12 protein-coding genes, 3 tRNA genes and 1 pseudogene are annotated in these 16,104 nt (G+C 63.4%); 13 read left to right on the plus strand and 3 right to left on the minus strand.

Translation table 11 applies throughout. The features are described 5' to 3' along the window. The first annotated feature begins 8 nt into the window (after window positions 1-8). The 4 genes from nuoL to RYL44_RS00665 are packed head-to-tail and all read left to right on the plus strand — an operon-like array spanning window position 9 to window position 6,127. Window positions 9-1,985: an NADH-quinone oxidoreductase subunit L gene (gene nuoL, locus RYL44_RS00650; RefSeq protein ID WP_314974776.1), complete on the plus strand. Its 1,977-nt coding sequence runs from the start codon at window positions 9-11 to the stop codon at window positions 1,983-1,985. A 25-nt stretch (window positions 1,986-2,010) separates the two neighbouring features. Next, window positions 2,011-3,552 (plus strand): complex I subunit 4 family protein, encoded by a 1,542-nt coding sequence (locus RYL44_RS00655; RefSeq protein ID WP_314974777.1) that lies wholly within the window; start codon window positions 2,011-2,013, stop codon window positions 3,550-3,552. Window positions 3,553-3,563: 11 nt separating this feature from the next. Next, window positions 3,564-5,117: an NADH-quinone oxidoreductase subunit NuoN gene (gene nuoN / locus RYL44_RS00660; RefSeq protein WP_314974804.1), complete on the plus strand. Its 1,554-nt coding sequence runs from the start codon at window positions 3,564-3,566 to the stop codon at window positions 5,115-5,117. Continuing rightward, on the plus strand, window positions 5,114-6,127 hold the full coding sequence (locus RYL44_RS00665; RefSeq protein WP_073982697.1) for a polyprenyl synthetase family protein: 1,014 nt from the start codon (window positions 5,114-5,116) through the stop codon (window positions 6,125-6,127). Before nuoN ends, RYL44_RS00665 begins: the two co-directional genes overlap by 4 nt. Window positions 6,128-6,648: 521 nt before the next feature. Here RYL44_RS00665 and RYL44_RS10175 read toward each other — a convergent pair. After that, a pseudogene (locus RYL44_RS10175) lies at window positions 6,649-6,789 on the minus strand (IS3 family transposase); the annotation flags it as partial. Between the two features lie 389 nt (window positions 6,790-7,178). On the opposite strand from RYL44_RS10175, the gene RYL44_RS00670 reads away from it, so the two are divergent. Continuing rightward, the gene (locus RYL44_RS00670) at window positions 7,179-8,690 is read left to right on the plus strand and encodes an FAD-dependent oxidoreductase (RefSeq protein WP_314974778.1); all 1,512 of its coding nucleotides are present in this window, start codon (window positions 7,179-7,181) and stop codon (window positions 8,688-8,690) included. 252 nt (window positions 8,691-8,942) lie between these two features. Further along, window positions 8,943-9,821: a zinc metalloprotease HtpX gene (gene htpX, locus RYL44_RS00675; RefSeq protein ID WP_314974779.1), complete on the plus strand. Its 879-nt coding sequence runs from the start codon at window positions 8,943-8,945 to the stop codon at window positions 9,819-9,821. A 460-nt stretch (window positions 9,822-10,281) separates the two neighbouring features. Here htpX and RYL44_RS00680 read toward each other — a convergent pair whose 3' ends face one another. Next, the gene (locus RYL44_RS00680) at window positions 10,282-10,785 is read right to left on the minus strand and encodes a YajQ family cyclic di-GMP-binding protein (protein ID WP_314769090.1); all 504 of its coding nucleotides are present in this window, start codon (window positions 10,783-10,785) and stop codon (window positions 10,282-10,284) included. A gap of 99 nt (window positions 10,786-10,884) precedes the next feature. Here RYL44_RS00680 and RYL44_RS00685 point away from each other — a divergent pair. The 5 genes from RYL44_RS00685 to RYL44_RS00705 all read left to right on the plus strand — a co-directional run bounded on the left by RYL44_RS00685 (window position 10,885) and on the right by RYL44_RS00705 (window position 12,632). Continuing rightward, window positions 10,885-10,966 (plus strand) — tRNA-Tyr (locus tag RYL44_RS00685). A gap of 94 nt (window positions 10,967-11,060) precedes the next feature. After that, a tRNA-Thr gene (locus tag RYL44_RS00690) sits at window positions 11,061-11,133 on the plus strand. A 27-nt stretch (window positions 11,134-11,160) separates the two neighbouring features. Next, window positions 11,161-11,237: transfer RNA gene (locus RYL44_RS00695), tRNA-Met, on the plus strand. 54 nt (window positions 11,238-11,291) lie between these two features. Beyond that, window positions 11,292-11,462: a 50S ribosomal protein L33 gene (gene rpmG, locus RYL44_RS00700; RefSeq protein WP_003792256.1), complete on the plus strand. Its 171-nt coding sequence runs from the start codon at window positions 11,292-11,294 to the stop codon at window positions 11,460-11,462. Window positions 11,463-11,564: 102 nt separating this feature from the next. Next, window positions 11,565-12,632 carry a sialidase family protein gene (locus tag RYL44_RS00705; RefSeq protein WP_314974780.1) on the plus strand — a complete coding sequence of 356 codons (1,068 nt, stop codon included), beginning with the start codon at window positions 11,565-11,567 and terminating at the stop codon, window positions 12,630-12,632. Window positions 12,633-12,661: 29 nt separating this feature from the next. Here the strand turns inward: RYL44_RS00705 and RYL44_RS00710 are convergent, their stop codons facing one another. Beyond that, entirely contained in the window at window positions 12,662-13,426 is a 765-nt protein-coding gene (locus RYL44_RS00710) for a FadR/GntR family transcriptional regulator (protein WP_314974781.1), read from the minus strand. A 67-nt stretch (window positions 13,427-13,493) separates the two neighbouring features. On the opposite strand from RYL44_RS00710, the gene RYL44_RS00715 reads away from it, so the two are divergent. Both RYL44_RS00715 and RYL44_RS00720 read left to right on the plus strand, forming a co-directional pair. After that, complete coding sequence (locus RYL44_RS00715) at window positions 13,494-15,035, plus strand: ABC transporter substrate-binding protein (protein ID WP_073982701.1); 1,542 nt, start codon at window positions 13,494-13,496, stop codon at window positions 15,033-15,035. 115 nt (window positions 15,036-15,150) lie between these two features. Then, the gene (locus tag RYL44_RS00720) at window positions 15,151-16,101 is read left to right on the plus strand and encodes an ABC transporter permease (protein ID WP_314769843.1); all 951 of its coding nucleotides are present in this window, start codon (window positions 15,151-15,153) and stop codon (window positions 16,099-16,101) included. Window positions 16,102-16,104 lie beyond the last annotated feature (3 nt).

Genomic DNA, 16,104 nt, shown 5'->3' on the forward strand with positions numbered 1-16,104 from the left:
CGTAACTCATGACCACCTTCATGTCCGCGCAGGCTCCCAGCGCCGCCCAGACGGTCGGCGTCACCGGAGCCGCCTCCTACGCGTGGCTCCTCATCCTCATCCCGCTCGTCAGCGCAGGACTGCTTCTGCTGGCGGGACGCTCAGCCGACAAGTGGGGCCACCTGCTGGCGACCCTCGCATCCTGGTCGACCTTCGTCATCGGTGCGACCATCGCCGCCCAAATGTGGGGTTCCCCCGAAGACGCGCGTCGCTACGCGCAAACCCTCTTCACGTGGATCCCCGCCGGTGATTTCACCGTGAACTTCGGCCTGCTCGTCGATCCGCTGTCCATCACCTTCGTCCTCCTCGTCACCTTCGTCGGCTCGCTCATCCACGTGTACGCGATCGCCTACATGGAGCACGACGAGGCCCGCCGACGTTTCTTCGCCTACCTGAACTTCTTCATCGCTGCGATGCTCACGCTGGTGCTGGCCGACTCTTACGTCGGCCTCTTCGCCGGGTGGGAAGGCGTAGGCCTGGCCTCGTACCTGCTCATCGGCTTCTGGAACCACGTGCCCGCCAACGCGGTGGCCGCCAAGAAGGCGTTCGTCATGAACCGCGTCGGCGATATGGGCATGCTCATCGCCATGATGGCCATGGTCGCCTCCTTCCATTCCGTGTCCTTCGCGGACGTTTCAGCCCAGGCCTCGACGATTCCCGTCGCCTCCGCCACGTTCATCGGCTTCTTCCTGCTCGTGGCTGCCTGCGGTAAGTCCGCTCAGTTCCCACTGCAAGCATGGTTGGGCGACGCCATGGCGGGTCCCACCCCCGTGTCCGCCCTCATTCACGCGGCCACGATGGTCACCGCAGGCGTCTACCTGATCGTCCGCTCAGGCGCCATCTTCGTCGCCGCGCCCGTGGCCTCCACCGCTGTCGCCATTGTCGGTGCGATCACCCTCCTCTTCGGAGCGATCGTCGGCTGTGCGAAGGACGACATGAAGAAGGTCCTCGCAGCCTCAACCATGAGCCAGATCGGCTACATGATGCTCGGCGCGGGCCTGGGTCCCATCGGCTGGGCCTTCGCGATCTTCCACCTCTTCACGCACGGCTTCTTCAAGGCCCTCATGTTCCTCGGTGCTGGTTCCGTCATGCACGGCATGGGCGACCAGGTCAACATGCGCCGCTTTGGGGCCCTGCGCGGTGCCATGAAAGTCACGTGGCTGACCTTCATGATGGGCTGGCTCGCGATCCTCGGCGTCCCGCCCTTCGCCGGTTACTGGTCGAAGGACAAGATCATCGAGGCCGCGTTCAGCGCCCACACCTTCGCCACCACAGAAGCCACCTGGATCGGTTGGGTCTACGGAACCGTCGCGCTGGTTGGCGCCGGCGTGACAGCGTTCTACATGTCCCGCCTCTTCTTCATGACGTTCCACGGCAAGGCCCGCTGGACCACCGAAGCTGAGGGCGCGCCCGTGCACCCGCACGAGTCCGGTCCCCTCATGACGATCCCCATGATCATCCTCGCGATCGGCGCGGTTGTCCTGGGCGGTGCCCTGTCCGTGGGCGACGCGTTCGTCACCTGGCTGGCCCCCTCTATCGGCCAGCTCGAACACGGACACCCCGTCATGAACGAGTACGTTATCCAGGGAGCCACGCTCGCCCTCGTCATCGTCGGCGCGCTCATCGCGTGGATGAAGTACGGGCGCGACGAAGTCCCCACCTCCGTCCCCGCAGGTAACGCCCTGACCGAGGCCGCTCGCCGCGACCTCTACCAGGACACCGTCAACGAAACCCTGTTCATGATGCCCGCCAAAGGCCTCGTCACCGTCGCAACCGTCGGCGATGCGAGTGCCATCGATGGAGCACTGAACGGCCTCGGAGGCGGCTCGCAACTGCTCGGACGCCTCGTCGGTGTCACCCAGAACGGCCTCGTACGCACGTACGCCGCCTACATCCTGGGAGGCGTCATCCTCGCCCTGGCCATCGTCCTCGGATTCAGGCTCTAAGGGGTTTACGACAATGGAAAGTGCAATGGTTGCTGCTAACTTCCCGTGGCTGACCGTCCTCGTGGCCATCCCGGCCGCGGGCGCGGCCCTCCTCGGCTTCGTCCCGCCCCTGCGGCGCGCCGCTGGGCGCCTGGTCGCCTTAGTTATCGCCCTCGTCGAGCTCTGCCTCGGCGTGTACGTGGCCGCCACCGCGTTCAACTGGTCGGCCCCGGCCTCGTACCAGCTCTACGAGTCCCGCACGTGGATCCCGCAGATCGGCGTGACCTGGTCCGTGGCCGTTACGTCTCTCGGCCTCGTCATGATTCTCCTGGCTCTCGTCCTCGTCCCGATCGTTCTGGTCGCAGGCTGGAACGAGAACGAGGACCGAGGAGCACAGCCCGCCCTGGTCCTGTCGCTCCAGGCCTTCATGGTCCTCATCTTCGCGGCCTTCGACCTGGCGGTCTTCTACATCGCGTTCGAAGCGATGCTGGTCCCGCTCTACCTGATGATCGGACGCTACGGCCTCGGCGAGGCGTCAGCGCGCCACAAGGCCGCGATGAAGTTCCTGCTTTACTCGCTCTTCGGCGGCCTCGTCATGCTTGGTGGCATCATCTACATTTGGGCGCGCCTGGCCGCCACCCAGGCGGACACGACGGCCTTCTTCCGCATGGACACCCTCGCAGGTATCCTGCCGACCCAGTCCATGCCCGCGCAGATGGTCATCTTCGTGACCTTCATGGTCGCCTTCGCGATCAAGGCCCCGATGGTTCCCGTTCACACGTGGCTGCCTGATGCGGCCGCCGTTGCTCGCCCCGGCACGTCCGTGCTGTTGGTCGGCGTCCTGGACAAGATCGGCACCTTCGGCATGATCACGATGTGCTTGCAGCTCACCCCCGGCGCCTCCGCGTCCGCCAAGTGGGTCATGTGCGTCCTCGCTGTCGTCTCCATCCTGTGGGGCGGCCTGTCCGCCAACGGACAGAACGACATCATGCGCCTCGTGTCCTACACCTCCGTGTCGCACTTCGGGTTCATGGTGCTGGGCGTCTTCATCGGCTCGCAGATCGCCCTGGTTGGCGCCATGTTCTACATGGTCGCTCACGGCGTCTCCATCGCCGCGATGTTCCTCCTGTCCGGCTGGCTCTCGCGTCGCGGCGGCACACAGGATATGCGCGAGTACGTCGGCATGCAGAAAGTTACGCCGGTCCTCGCCGGCCTGTGGCTCTTCTCTGGGCTTGCTTCCATCGCGCTTCCAGGCCTGTCCGGCTTCGTCCCCGAGTACCTCGTGCTCATGGGCACATGGACGGTCAACGGCCCGCTGGCGCTCTTCGCGGTCCTCGGCGTCGTCATCGCCGCCCTCTACATCCTCATGCCCTACCAGCGTGTCTTCACGGGCGCGCCCGGCAAAGGCAAGGAGGACCTGGCGGACCTTGGGGCGCGCGAACGCGGCGTCATGGCACCGCTCGTGGCCGCGATGCTCATCCTTGGTATCTGGTCGGCGCCCCTCGTGAGCGCCCTGACCCCGGTTGCTTCAGACCTCGACCTGGCCACTTCGCAGGTCGGCGCCACCTCTGAAGGGAGCGCACAGTGAACGTCCTACCCATGGCTAACTTCCAGGCCCCCGAGGTTCACTGGTTGAGCCTCGCGCCTATCCTCCTCGTGCTGGGTGGTGCCGTCTTCGGCATTCTCGTTGAGGCCTTCGCCCCAGCCAAGGCGCGCCGCCCCATCGTCATCGCTCTGTCGGTCCTAGCGACCGCTGGCGCCGCCGTCATACTTGCTTTGCGTTGGGCACCTGTCCTCGCTTCCCCGGCCTCGCTGGGGGAGTACATCGAGGACCCGCTTTCGGTTGGCGCTCAGTCCATCCTCGTGATCATCGGTTTCCTGGCCGTCCTGGTCATGGCGGACCGTACCAGCGTCGGCGACGGCGCGTTTGCGGGCCAGCCCTCCGACCGTCCTGAATCGGCGGCTGAGGAACTCACGGAACGCGCAAACTACCAGCGTTCTGAAATGTTCCCGCTCACCCTCTTCTCGCTGGGCGGCATGATGATCTTCCCAGCGGCCGACAACTTCGTGACCCTGTTCGTGGCGCTCGAAGTTATGTCGCTGCCTCTGTACACCATGGCCGCGACGGCACGCTACCGTCGACAGTTGTCGTACGAGTCTGCACTCAAATACTTCGTGCTCGGCGCATTCTCCTCCGCTTTCATGCTCATGGGTATCGCGTTCCTTTTCGGGTTCGGCAACACGTTGCAGATTTCCGCGCTGGGCGCGGCTATCTCCGCTCACACGAACATGGACTGGATGGTCCTGGTTGGCGTGTTCTGCGTGATGGTGGGCTTGCTGTTTAAGGTGGGTGCCGCGCCCTTCCACGCGTGGACTCCGGACGTCTACACGGGCGCCCCGACCCCGGTGACGGGTTTCATGGCCGCAGCCGTGAAGATCGCGGCCTTCGCCGCGATGGCGCGCTTCTATCAGGCCGTTGCCGCCTACCTGCAGTGGGACTTCCTGTACGTCTTCGCGGCGGTCGCCGTGCTGACGATCATTGTCGGTACCTTCGCGGGCCTTGTGCAAGACGACGTCAAGCGGATGCTGGCCTTCTCGTCCATCGCTCATGCGGGCTTCATCCTGATGGGTATCCTCGCGATCCAGAAGGGCGGCACGGGTCATGTGTTGTTCTACACGTTGGGTTACGGCCTGGCCACGGTCGGAGCATTCGGTGTGGTTGCGCTCGTGCGCGGTCGCGATTCCGAGGGCAACGTCCTGGGTGAGGCGACGAGCATGCGTAAGTGGGCGGGTATTGGCCGCACGAACCCGTGGATTGCGGGTTCGATGCTGGTCTTCCTCCTTTCCTTCGCGGGTATCCCGCTGACCGGTGGATTCATCGGGAAGTTCGTGATTTTCTCCGATGCGATCAAGGGTGGCATCGGCTGGCTCGCGGTCGTTGGCCTCGTTGCTTCGGCGATTACCGCGTTCTACTATTTCCGCCTGGTGCGCGTCATGTTCTTCACCGAGCCTGGTGAGGATTCTGTCGTGGTTCGCTCTGAAGGCCTGTCCGCTTTGGCGATCGTGGTGTGTGCCGTCGGAACCGTTGCGCTTGGCGTGTTCCCTGGCCCCGTGTTGAGCCTGCTTGAAAAGATCGTCATACTGATCCCGTGAGTGCTCAAACACCCGATCTTCATGTTCCCGACCTCGAGGCCCGTATCACGCCGGGGCTCGAGGTCGTCGAGCGTCGTTTGCTCGAGGCGGTGTCCTCGTCTCGTGACCTCATTGACGAGATGACGCGTCATCTGGCGGTGGCGGGCGGCAAGCGGATGCGTCCGCTGCTGACCCTCGTGTGTGCGCAGTTGGGTGATCCCGAGCGCGCACTCGGCGATAAGGTCATCGCGGCCGCGACGGCTGTCGAGCTGACGCACCTGGCGTCGCTGTATCACGACGATGTCATGGATTCTGCTCCGACGCGTCGAGGGGTGCCCTCCGCCCAGCACCTTTGGGGTAATAATCGCGCGATCCTGGCGGGCGACATTCTGTTCGCTCGTGCGTCGCTGCTTATCGCCTCCCTGGGTCCTGACATGGTCGCTAGCCATGCGCGTACCTTTGAACGGCTGTGCGAGGGGCAGCTCAATGAGACGTTCGGGCCGACCGACGGGGTGGATCGTGTGGACTTCTACCTGCAGGTTTTGGCTGACAAAACGGGTTCGCTTGTGTCAGCCGCCGCGTCTTTCGGTGCGCTGCTGGCGGGCGCTGGGTCGCTCGTTAGTGATGTCTTGGCCGAGTTCGGGGAAAAGGTGGGGGTCGCCTTTCAGATCGCTGACGACGTGCTGGATCTTGCTTCGTCGGGTGAGCAGTCCGGTAAGACGCCCGGCACTGACTTGCGTGAAGGCGTGGATACGCTGCCGGTTTTGCTGCTGCGTCGCCGGGAAGCCGCCGGCACGATCGACCAGGCGGGGGAGCGCATTCTGCGGGATCTGAGCGGAGATCTGTCGTCCGATGAGGCTCTCGCGTCCGTCGTGGAGCAGTTGCGCTGCCATGACGTGCTTGGAGAGACGCGTGAGCTTGCGCGCACGTGGGCGGATGACGCGGTTGCAACGCTCGCGCCGCTGCCGAAGGGCGAGCCGAAGAAGGCGCTGGAGGCCTTCGCGCATCTCATGGTGGATCGCTTGGCTTGATTTTTTCACGAGGCCGGGGCTCGGTCGTGCTGTTGCGCGCGGCTGGCCCCGGCCTCGTCGTATGTGTGCCCCGCGTCCGGGCTCGTTGTATGTGTGCCCCGCGCCCGGGCTCGGCGTATGTGTGCCCCGCGCCCGGGCTTGATGCCGCGCAGCGCCGCGAGCCGCGCGCTCGGTGGCCCGCTCGTTGTCTGCGCCGCGAGCCGCCCGCTCGGCTCGTCGTCTCGAAGGCCCGTCAGGCCCTGCCGCCCTCGGGCCCGGTTGGCTGTCTGGGGTTCGTTGCCGCCGGGCCCAGCCAAGCCTGTCGGGTCCGTGGACGTCCTTTCGGGCAGGTCCGCATGTGAGCTTGTGGCGGGGGTCGTGCACCCGATCTGTAGGCATTGCACCCCTTCTGTTCGGGTGCAGCGCGACGTAACGGGTGCAGCGCGACGTAACGGGTGCAGCGCCACGTAAAGGGTGCAGCGCCACGTAACGGGTGCAATGCCCCTTAGCGGGTGTGTCAAATCCCGGGTTTTGTGGAGGCTTGTTGAGGCCGCTTCCTTTCGTGTTGTTGTGTGTTGATTTTCTGCTTGTTGTGGTGTGATGCCGCCCAGGGAGAGGGGGCGGCGGGTGTTGTACCAGTGGACCCAGGCGGCGGTTTCGCGTTCGCATGTCTCTCGACCTGTCCCGGTCGTGGCCGGATCGTGTATGGGGCATCGTCGTGGTTCCCCAACAATGTCGCATGCAATTTCCCTGTTAACCTTTTATGTATTGAAATAGTGTCGTTGCAATTCCAACGTTTCTGGGTGATGGGAAAAGTTCGGTCAACCGAATTGCATGCGACTTTTGGGAGGGCTGCGCAGAGGTTGCCTCTGAACCGAACATGCCCAGGCCTCGTCCGTGGGGGATCCGCCGCGCCCCGGCCTCGTCCGTGGGGGAGCCGCCCAGGCCTCGTCCCGCGCGACGGCTGAGGCTGTGTTTGGTGTCTCAGCTTAGGATGCCCTTGGCCTTGGGGCGCTAAACTTGGTGCCCAGGTGCGCGCATTCGCGCGCGGTCACGAAGAAGGAGAACTCGCTTGGCACCGCTCAACGTTGCCGTCATCGGCGCCGGTCCCGCTGGCATCTACGCGTCGGACATCCTCTCGAAGTCTGGGCTCGAGGTGAACATCGACCTGTTTGAGCGGCTTCCCGCCCCGTACGGACTGGTGCGCTACGGAGTGGCCCCCGACCATCCGCGCATCAAGCAGATCATTGTGGCCCTGTACAAGATTCTTCAGCGCGGTGACATCCGCCTGCTCGGTAATGTTGAGGTGGGCCGTGATGTGACGATCGATGACCTGCGCGACCACTACGACGCGATCATTATTGCGACCGGCGCGGACCGTGATCACCCGCTTGACATTCCTGGCGTGGACCTGCCCGAGTCGTACGGTGCCGCGGACTTCGTGTCCTGGTATGACGGCAACCCGGATTACCCGCGCACGTGGCCGCTGAAGGCTCGCGAGGTCGCGGTCTTGGGTGTTGGTAACGTGGCTTTGGACGTCTCGCGCGTCCTCGCCAAGCACGCTGAGGACATGCTCAAGACCGAGGTGCCGGCTAATGTCGCCGAGGCCCTGGCCGACAACCCGATCACGGACGTGCACGTGTTCGGCCGCCGCGGTCCGGCGCAGGTGAAGTTCACGCCGCTGGAGCTGCGCGAGCTGGGCAAGGTGCCGGACGTGGACGTCATCGTCTCGGAGGAGGACTTCGACTTCGACGAGGGCTCTGAGGAGGCGCTGCGCGCGTCGAACCAGCAGCGCCAGGTGGTTAAGACGCTGACGAACTACGCGATGGCCGATCCTGAGGAGCACACGGCGTCGCGTCGCATCCATATTCACTTGTTCCAGGCGCCCGTGGAGATCGTCGCCGACGAGCGCGGTCACGTGAAGGCGCTACGTACCGAGCGCACGGCTCTGAACGGCGACGGCACGGTGTCGGGCACGGGCGTGATCACGACGTGGCCCGTGCAGGCCGTGTACCGCGCGGTGGGCTACTATTCGTCGCCGATCCCGGGCCTGCCCTTCGACACTCGCGCTGGCGTGGTCCCTAACGTTGAGGGGCGCGTCATTGAGGGTGACACCACGAAGGATGAGTCTGCCCCTGTTATTCCTGGCGTGTATGCGACCGGCTGGATTAAGCGTGGCCCTGTTGGCCTCATTGGCTCGACGAAGTCCGACGCGCAGCAGACGATCACGCACCTCGTCGAGGATGCGTCTGAGGGGCGCCTGCATGCGAAGACTGCCGAGGTGGGGCACGATGCGATGGTGGCGCTCTTGGAGTCCCGCGGCGTCGAGTTCACCACCTGGGAGGGCTGGGAGCTCCTCGACGCCTACGAGCAGTCCTTGGGTGAGGGTTACGGTGAGCTGCCCGGTGGTCGCGGCAAGCGCGAGCGCATCAAGGTCGTGTCCCGTCGCGTGATGACCGACATTTCGCGTGGCGCGCAGGTGGACGCCGCCTCCGCCGACCTGATCGGCGAGATGGGCGAGATGGGCGTGCCCACCGCCCCCGAACGTTTCGACGACTACACGGGTCCGGGACGACGCAACTGAGGTCGTTTCGTTTCCTGACGAGGCCGTGGCCGGTTACTCCGGTTGCGGCCTCGTTTGTGTGGGGGAGGTGAAGGCGGCGGCTGTTAATGTGGCTTCGTCCGCGCGGTGGAGTTGCTGGTGCCCGAGGGGGAACGGTACTGCTGGTAGTGTGCCCAGGCTTCGTCCGCGTCCTTGTGTTTGTCTGAAAGATTCCCACTCGTGTTGCGGCTGGCTTTCAGGGCCTTCCCAGGTAACCCCTTTAGGCTCTCGATCATGGTGCATCGCAACTATCACAATGGACTGAAGACGACGCTCCTGCTGGGCGGCATGTGGGCGTTGTTGGTGTGCATTGGGGCACTCGTCGCGCAGAGCACTGGGCGTGCAGTATGGATCCTGGTGTTCGCCGGTATCGGCCTGGCACAGACCGCGTTCTCCTACTGGAATTCCGCTTCCATCGCGCTGCGTTCCATGAACGCCTACCCGGTCAGCGAGTTTGAGCGCCCTGAACTCTACGCCATTGTGCGCGAACTGTCGCAGCGCGCGGGACAGCCTATGCCCCTCATTTGGGTTGCACCCACGATGACGCCGAACGCGTTCGCGACCGGCCGCAATCCCAACAATGCGGCCGTGTGCTGTACGGAGGGTATCCTCGAAATCTTGAACGAGCGTGAGCTGCGTGGGGTCCTCGGGCACGAACTCATGCACGTGTATAACCGTGACATCCTCACCTCTTCCGTGGCAGCGGCGATGGGCGGGGTCGTGACGTCGGTCGCGCAGTTCCTGATGTTTTTTGGGGGCGGTCGCCGCGATGACGAGGACGGGGGAGTGGGCGTCCTTGGCCTGGTCGCGATGAGTATCCTCGCGCCGATCGCGTCGATGCTTATTCAGTTGTCGCTCTCGCGCACCCGCGAGTTTGACGCTGACGAAGATGGGGCGATGCTCACCCAGGATCCGTTGGCGCTCGCTTCGGCGTTACGCAAACTGGAGATGATGACGGATCGGCGTCCGATGGCCGACACTCCTCGCACTCGCACCGTCGCCGCGATGATGATCGCGAATCCTTTCAGAGGGCGTTCTTTTGCTCGCCTGTTTTCCACCCACCCGCCGATGGAGCAGCGCATCGCTCGCCTGGAGGAGATCGCGGGGTACTGAGGCCACTGGTCGCAGGCGTTGACCTGTCTGTCTGGCCGTCCGTTGGTGTTATGCGCTCACGTGTTGAGCCATGTACCGTGAGGAGTTATTAAGCGATGACGCGCGCCTACAATGGTTTCTTTGCGTCGGCGAAGCGTTTGCAATGATCGTTTCCGGCAGTGTTTCCGCGCCTGCGAGCCAAAAGTCCTAGCGTCATCAACGCGTCGCGTCGTAGGGGGCTATGAGGGCGCTCTTCGACTGCCACCTGCCGGGAACCCTGTGAGATCGGCTTGGTGATCCAGTGGAACTGGTAACAAAACGGTAGGGGGGTGACTAGGGGCAGGATCATCTCATCGCCCCGCTCCGCGTTCGCTTAACGCGTCCGCCCCGTGCCTTCCCCTGTGGCGCTTGTCCCGTCGCCCCGCGTCCGCTTACCGTAATGTGGCTCAAAGGCGGCCTGTCTGACACGTGCGGGAGGCGATTAGCGGTAGTTCACAAACTGGAGTGCGACATCTAGTTCCTCGCCCTTGGGTCCTTTCAGGAGGGCAATGATGGCCTGCAGGTCGTCGCGAGACTTGGAGGAAACGCGAAGTTCGTCACCCTGAATCTGGGCTTTGACTCCCTTGGGTCCCTCCTCACGGATCAGCTTGGAAATTTTCTTTGCGGTGTCCTGGGGGATGCCTTCCTTCAGTGGGCAGACCAGCTTGAAGAGCTTGCCGGAGGCCTTGGGTTCGCGGTCCTTGTAGTCGAGGACTTTCAGTGATAGGCCGCGGCGGATGAGCTTGGACTGCAGGACGTCGAGGATTGCCATGACGCGGGAAGCTGAGTTTGCTTCCATCGTGATTGTGTCCCCGCCAAGCGTGATGACAGCGTCGACGCCGCGGAAGTCGTAGCGGTTGGCGATCTCCTTGGCGGTCTGGTTGACGGCGTTATCGACTTCTTGGCGGTCGAGTTTGGAGACGACGTCGAAGGAGGAGTCTGCCATGAGGGGCACCTTTCGTTGGTATTCCGCTGATCTGTGTTTCGATTGGCGTTCGAGTCTATTTTAATGCTATTCTTTCACGGCACCGCGAGAGCGGCGCATGGCAGGTTACCAAAGCGGCCAAATGGACCTGACTGTAAATCAGATGCTTCGTGCTTCGGGGGTTCGAATCCCTCACCTGCCACCGCTCACTGGTTCCAGTGAGAAACGCCTGTGAGGTCATTCTCAGGTTCTGGGATTGCTTCGGCACCCGGGCATGAGATACGCTTTGCGACGTTGCCCCGATAGCTCAGTAGGCAGAGCGTCTCCATGGTAAGGAGAAGGTCAAGGGTTCGATTCCCTTTCGGGGCTCCGGTTGCGGATGTATCCGCTTCCGGCGGCGGGGTAGCTCAGCTGGTCAGAGCGCACGACTCATAATCGTGAGGTCGCGGGTTCGAGCCCCGCCCCCGCTACCAATTCTTTGATCCGACAGGTCGCATGAGCGACGAAACTAAGCGAGGGAAACAACCGTGGCAAGCAAGTCTCAGGACGTTCGCCCCAAGATCACTCTGGCCTGCTCGGAGTGCAAGGAGCGCAACTACATCACCAAGAAGAACCGTCGTAACACGCCGGATCGTCTCGAGCTGGCGAAGTATTGCCCGCGCTGCCATAAGTCGACGGCGCATCGCGAGACCCGCTGACGGTTTCTAAGCGAGAACCCCGAGGAATGTGTTTCCTCGGGGTTTTCTGTCTGTCTGTTGGGGCCTTCACGCGTGGTGTGGGTGCTCGTGTATGCTGGACAAATGAGTGAGAGGTATAACACACCTGTTCGGGTGGGTGTTCGTCAGATCGTCGCACCGATCGGCGCGGGCGAGGCGCGCATCCCAGCCCTGGTGAGGCTACCCGATGCGCGCATCCTGCTCTTCTATGATGAGCGCCCCGCCCCGGCCTCGGGCACGGGATCTGACTTCAACGGGCTGACCATGGCCTCGGACCTGCCGAACCCGAACCGGATCCGCTGGATGGAGTGCGACGCGCGCGGTGAGTGGTCGGACCCGCGTTCTTTGCCGGAGGGTGCGCCTCCCGTGTCTTCGGACGCGTGCGTCGGCGTTGATGCCGACGGTGTCATGCACCTGGCGTTTGCGTCGAGCGAGGGTGCAGTCGGCTACATGGATTCGCGTGCGCACGGTGAGCGGCTGCGGGCTTGGTGGGCGTGGGGGAGTGGGCCTGAGGACCTGACCTACGCTGACGTGACCGATGCGCTGTATGAGTGCACGGGTGCGGACGCCTTGTTTGCGACTTCTGGCGGCGCCGCGAGCGTCGACGGCGACGTCGCCATGCCCTACGTGGTGCGTGTGGGGGAGCGAACCTGCGTGCGGGTCGTCTATGCGCGGGGTGGGTGTATTGTGCGCCTTGCTGACTGCCTTGTGGGGCCGGAGGGTATCCTCCTGGATGAGACGTCGGTGACGGTGTGGGGTGGCCGCGTCGTCGCGAACTGTCGTCTGCAGGGCTTCGAGGGGCGTGGTTCGGGTGCGCGCTATCTGGCGTGGGGTGATGGTCAGTGCTGGGAGGGTGGGTGCTTGTGGGAGCTGGACGACCCGGGGTGTAATGCGTGTCAGATCGGTGATGTCTTTGTGCATCCCGGTGGGCGAGGCGCCCGGGCGTTGGGCCAGATCGTGCGAGTGAGTCCGCCGTGGCGGGGGCCGGTGCGCGCGCGGGTGGTCGCGTCGTTGGGTCGGGGCGCTTTTGGTTATTCGGATGCTCTCATTGGTGGGGGCGAGGCCGTGGTGGTCTTCGAGCGTGGGCGCGGTCTGTGGGAGGTTTCGTGTTTCCCGGAGCAATGGGAAATGGCGGTCCCGGCGCCGGGCTGAACTTGTGAACTGTGCGCCGTGACTTCTTGTCAGCGGCCTTCAATGATGGCGATGAGAGGCGCGTAGTGAGCGTCGACTGCTGCAGTGTAGGCGTCTGTATCTCCGGCTTCGCATGCTCGCAGGATGGCGGCGTGTGCGGCGGCGGTGTCGACCATTTCTTGGCGCGAGGCCGTGGCCAGTTGTGGGGTGACGCTTTGGTGGACCAGCCACATGGCTGCGACGAGTTGGTGCATGAGTGGGTTGTTGAGGTAGGCGAGCAGGCGGGAGTGGAATGCGATGTCCTCGTCGAGGTAGGAGATGCCGGCGTGTGCGTGTTTTGTCATCGTGTGCACGAGTTTCCACAGCTGTGGGTTGGAGGTGCCTGTCATGGCGCGCGTGAGGGGTAGGGCGATTCCGAGGTCGAGGGCGCGGCGTGTTTCGATGATCGAGTGCAGGGATTGGACGCCGTTGATGTCGTCGAGGGCTGCGCGCAGCACGAGTGTTTCGACGAGGGGCTGCATGGACATGTTGCCGACGTAGGAGCCTGATCCTTGTCGTACGGTGACGATGTCGAGGGCTTGGAGCTTACGTAGTGCTTCGCGTACGGAGGAGCGGGAGACTCCGAGGTCGGCGCACAGTGCTGACTCGGTGGGTAGGCGGTCGCCGGGTCGCAGCCCGTGGCGCAGGATGTAGGACTTGATTGCGTCCATTGTGACCGTGGAGCGCATATCAGTCTGCGCTGCTGCTGGGCGTTGTGTGTTGGTGGTGTCGGGTACTTGTGCTGTAATCTCTTGCACGGATTTGTCTGACAACATAGGATTAGTATAGCGAGCGGAACAAAAGATCCGCACGTTCCATTTCTCAAAGATGAGGAGCGAGAGCATGCGAATGCGCAAACACTTCGCAACCGGCGCTGCGCTGGCAGCAGCAGCCGCGATGGCCCTGACCGCTTGCGGCGGCACCGGAACGGTCGACACCGGTACTCAACTCAACGTTGGCCCGGCCTACACCACGACCGACTACGGCCCTCTGACCAGCTCAGCGCTGGCCATGGGCAGCAACTGGCAGGTCCTGGAGGGCCTGTACCGCCTGGACCGGACTGACTACAGCGTCACCCCCGCCCTGGCCTCCGGCGATCCCGTGAAGGTGTCCGACACCGAATATGAGGTCACGCTGCGTGAAGGCGCCAAGTTCTCCGACGGTACCGATGTGAGCGCCGCCGACGTCGTTGCAGCCTATGGAAAGGCCACTGCGGAAGGCTCGCTCTTCGCGCAGTTCTACACCTTCGTCGACTCAGTCGAAGCCAAGGATGACAAGACCGTCACCATCCACCTGAAGTACCCCTTCGCTGCCCTGAAGGAGCGCTTCGCGATCCTCATGGTGACCCCCGCCTCGGCTGACGCGGACGCCATGAAGGCCAAGCCGATCGGCTCGGGTCCCTACAAGTACACCGAGGTCGGCGAGCAGAAGATCGTCGCGGTTCCCAACGAACACTACAACGGCAACACCCCCGCGACCGTTGACACGATCAACTGGAACCCCCTGAAGGATGACGCTGCGCGTCTGACCGCCGCCCTCGATGGCACGATCGACGTCGTTGAGTCCGTCCCGGCGTCTTCGCAGAAGGACCTGACGGACGCCGGTTGGACCGTCGAATCCAAACCCGGCTACGGTAACGCCTTCATGATGTTCAACACGCAGAAGGCGCCCTTCGACCAGCCCGAGGTTCGTCGCGCGTTCCTGAAGGCCATCAACAAGAAGGCCATTATCGAGACCGCGTTGGACGGCGAGGCCGTTGAGGCCACCTCCTTCCTGCCCGAGGTCAGTTCCGCTTACAAGAAGCCGACGACCGACCTGTCCTATGACAAGGATGCGGCCGCGCAGCTCCTGAACGATGCGGGCGTCTCCGGTATGAAAGTCAACCTGCTCACCACGGATCACCCGTGGATCGTGGCCATGGTCCCCCAGATCACGGCTGACCTCGAGGCCCTTGGCCTGACCGTTAACCACACCAGCCAGGCGACCGGCGACCTGTACAGCAATGTGACTGACGTCAAGGATGCTGTGCCCAGCTACGACGTCATTATCGCCCCCGGTGACCCTTCGGTCTTCGGCAACGATCCCGGCATCATCATCTCCTGGTGGAACGGCAACAATAACTGGACCAAACAGCGTGACGGCTGGCAGGTCTCGGATCCTGAGTCCTTCAACCAGCTTCAGACCATCATCGAGGAGGCCGGCCAGCTCGAGGGCGATGCAGCCAACGCGAAGTGGGGCGAGGCGCAGGATCTTCTCGCCGAAAAGACCGTCCTGTACCCGCTCGTATTCCGCAACGTGCTCACCGGATCCAACCCGGCCAAGGTTCAGGGCTTCCACGCGATTCCCACGACCGGCCTGCAGTTGGTCGGCGTGAACGTTCAGTAGGCCCCCTCGGGGGCACATCGAAAGGAGGGGCGGCGCCCGCCCTGAGGCAGACGCCGCAGCCGGGCGCCACCCCTCCTTTTTCGTAACCAAAATCCGTTGAAATGGAGGTCTAGCAGTGAATAACCTTCTGCGTCTCATCGGACGACGACTGGTGGCCTTGCCGATCATGGTGGTCGGCGTGTCCTTCCTCGTCTTCTTCATCATGTCGCTGTCTCCCGTGGACCCCGCGTACTCGGCCCTGGGTGAGTCAGCGACGCCCGAAGCTCTCGAAGCCTACCGAGAACAGCACGGTCTCAACGAACCGTTTTTAGTCCAGTACGGCACGTACCTGTGGAACATGCTCCACGGCGACCTCGGTACCTACGGTGCCGGTTCCTCCAGCGTGACGGATCTGGTGGCTAAGGCCCTGCCCATCACCCTACAGTTGACATTCCTTGGTCTCTTTTTCGCCGTTCTGATCTCATTCCCCCTCGGGGTCCTTGCCGCCCTGTACCGTGATCGCTGGCCCGATCAGGTCATCCGCGTCTTCTCCGTGGTCGGCATCGGCACCCCCTCGTTCTGGCTGGCAACGCTGCTGGTCATGGCTTTCGTCGGGAAGCTCCCGGTCTCTGGTCCCCTGCCTGATGTCACGGTGAACCCGAGCGGTTGGTTCCTGCGTATGCTCCTGCCTGCGATCGCACTGGCCGTTCCTGTCGTCGGCCAGATGACGCGCGTCGTGCGTACCTCGATGGTTGAGGAACTCGACCGCGACTACGTTCGCACCGCCGTTGGCGCGGGCATCCCCAAACGCATCGTTGTGGCGCGCAATGTCCTGCGCAATGCGCTCATCACCCCGGTCACTGTTCTTGGTCTGCGCGTCGGGTACCTGATGGGCGGTGCGGTCGTCATCGAAATTATCTTCTCTATCAACGGCATGGGCACGGTCGTCCTGCTGAAGGGCATCCAGGAAAACTGGGTCACTCTGGTGCAGGGAGGCGCTCTCGTTGTTGCGATCGCCTTCATCGTCGTCAACATCATCGTCGACATGCTCTACCTGCTCATCAATCCACGTATTAGGTCGGTGTGAGGC

The organism is Actinomyces bouchesdurhonensis (assembly GCF_963540955.1).
Classification (GTDB): domain Bacteria; phylum Actinomycetota; class Actinomycetes; order Actinomycetales; family Actinomycetaceae; genus Pauljensenia; species Pauljensenia bouchesdurhonensis.

What these genes read in the sequence shown, in the direction of transcription:
- nuoL (WP_314974776.1), top strand. Translation starts at nt 9, where the DNA reads ATGACCACCTTCATGTCCGCGCAGGCTCCCAGCGCCGCCCAGACGGTC.
- htpX (WP_314974779.1), top strand. Translation starts at nt 8,943, where the DNA reads ATGGTGCATCGCAACTATCACAATGGACTGAAGACGACGCTCCTGCTG.
- RYL44_RS00715 (WP_073982701.1), top strand. Translation starts at nt 13,494, where the DNA reads ATGCGAATGCGCAAACACTTCGCAACCGGCGCTGCGCTGGCAGCAGCA.
- nuoN (WP_314974804.1), top strand. Translation starts at nt 3,564, where the DNA reads ATGGCTAACTTCCAGGCCCCCGAGGTTCACTGGTTGAGCCTCGCGCCT.
- RYL44_RS00655 (WP_314974777.1), top strand. Translation starts at nt 2,011, where the DNA reads ATGGTTGCTGCTAACTTCCCGTGGCTGACCGTCCTCGTGGCCATCCCG.
- RYL44_RS00710 (WP_314974781.1), bottom strand. Translation starts at nt 13,426, where the DNA reads ATGTTGTCAGACAAATCCGTGCAAGAGATTACAGCACAAGTACCCGAC.
- RYL44_RS00680 (WP_314769090.1), bottom strand. Translation starts at nt 10,785, where the DNA reads ATGGCAGACTCCTCCTTCGACGTCGTCTCCAAACTCGACCGCCAAGAA.
- RYL44_RS00705 (WP_314974780.1), top strand. Translation starts at nt 11,565, where the DNA reads ATGAGTGAGAGGTATAACACACCTGTTCGGGTGGGTGTTCGTCAGATC.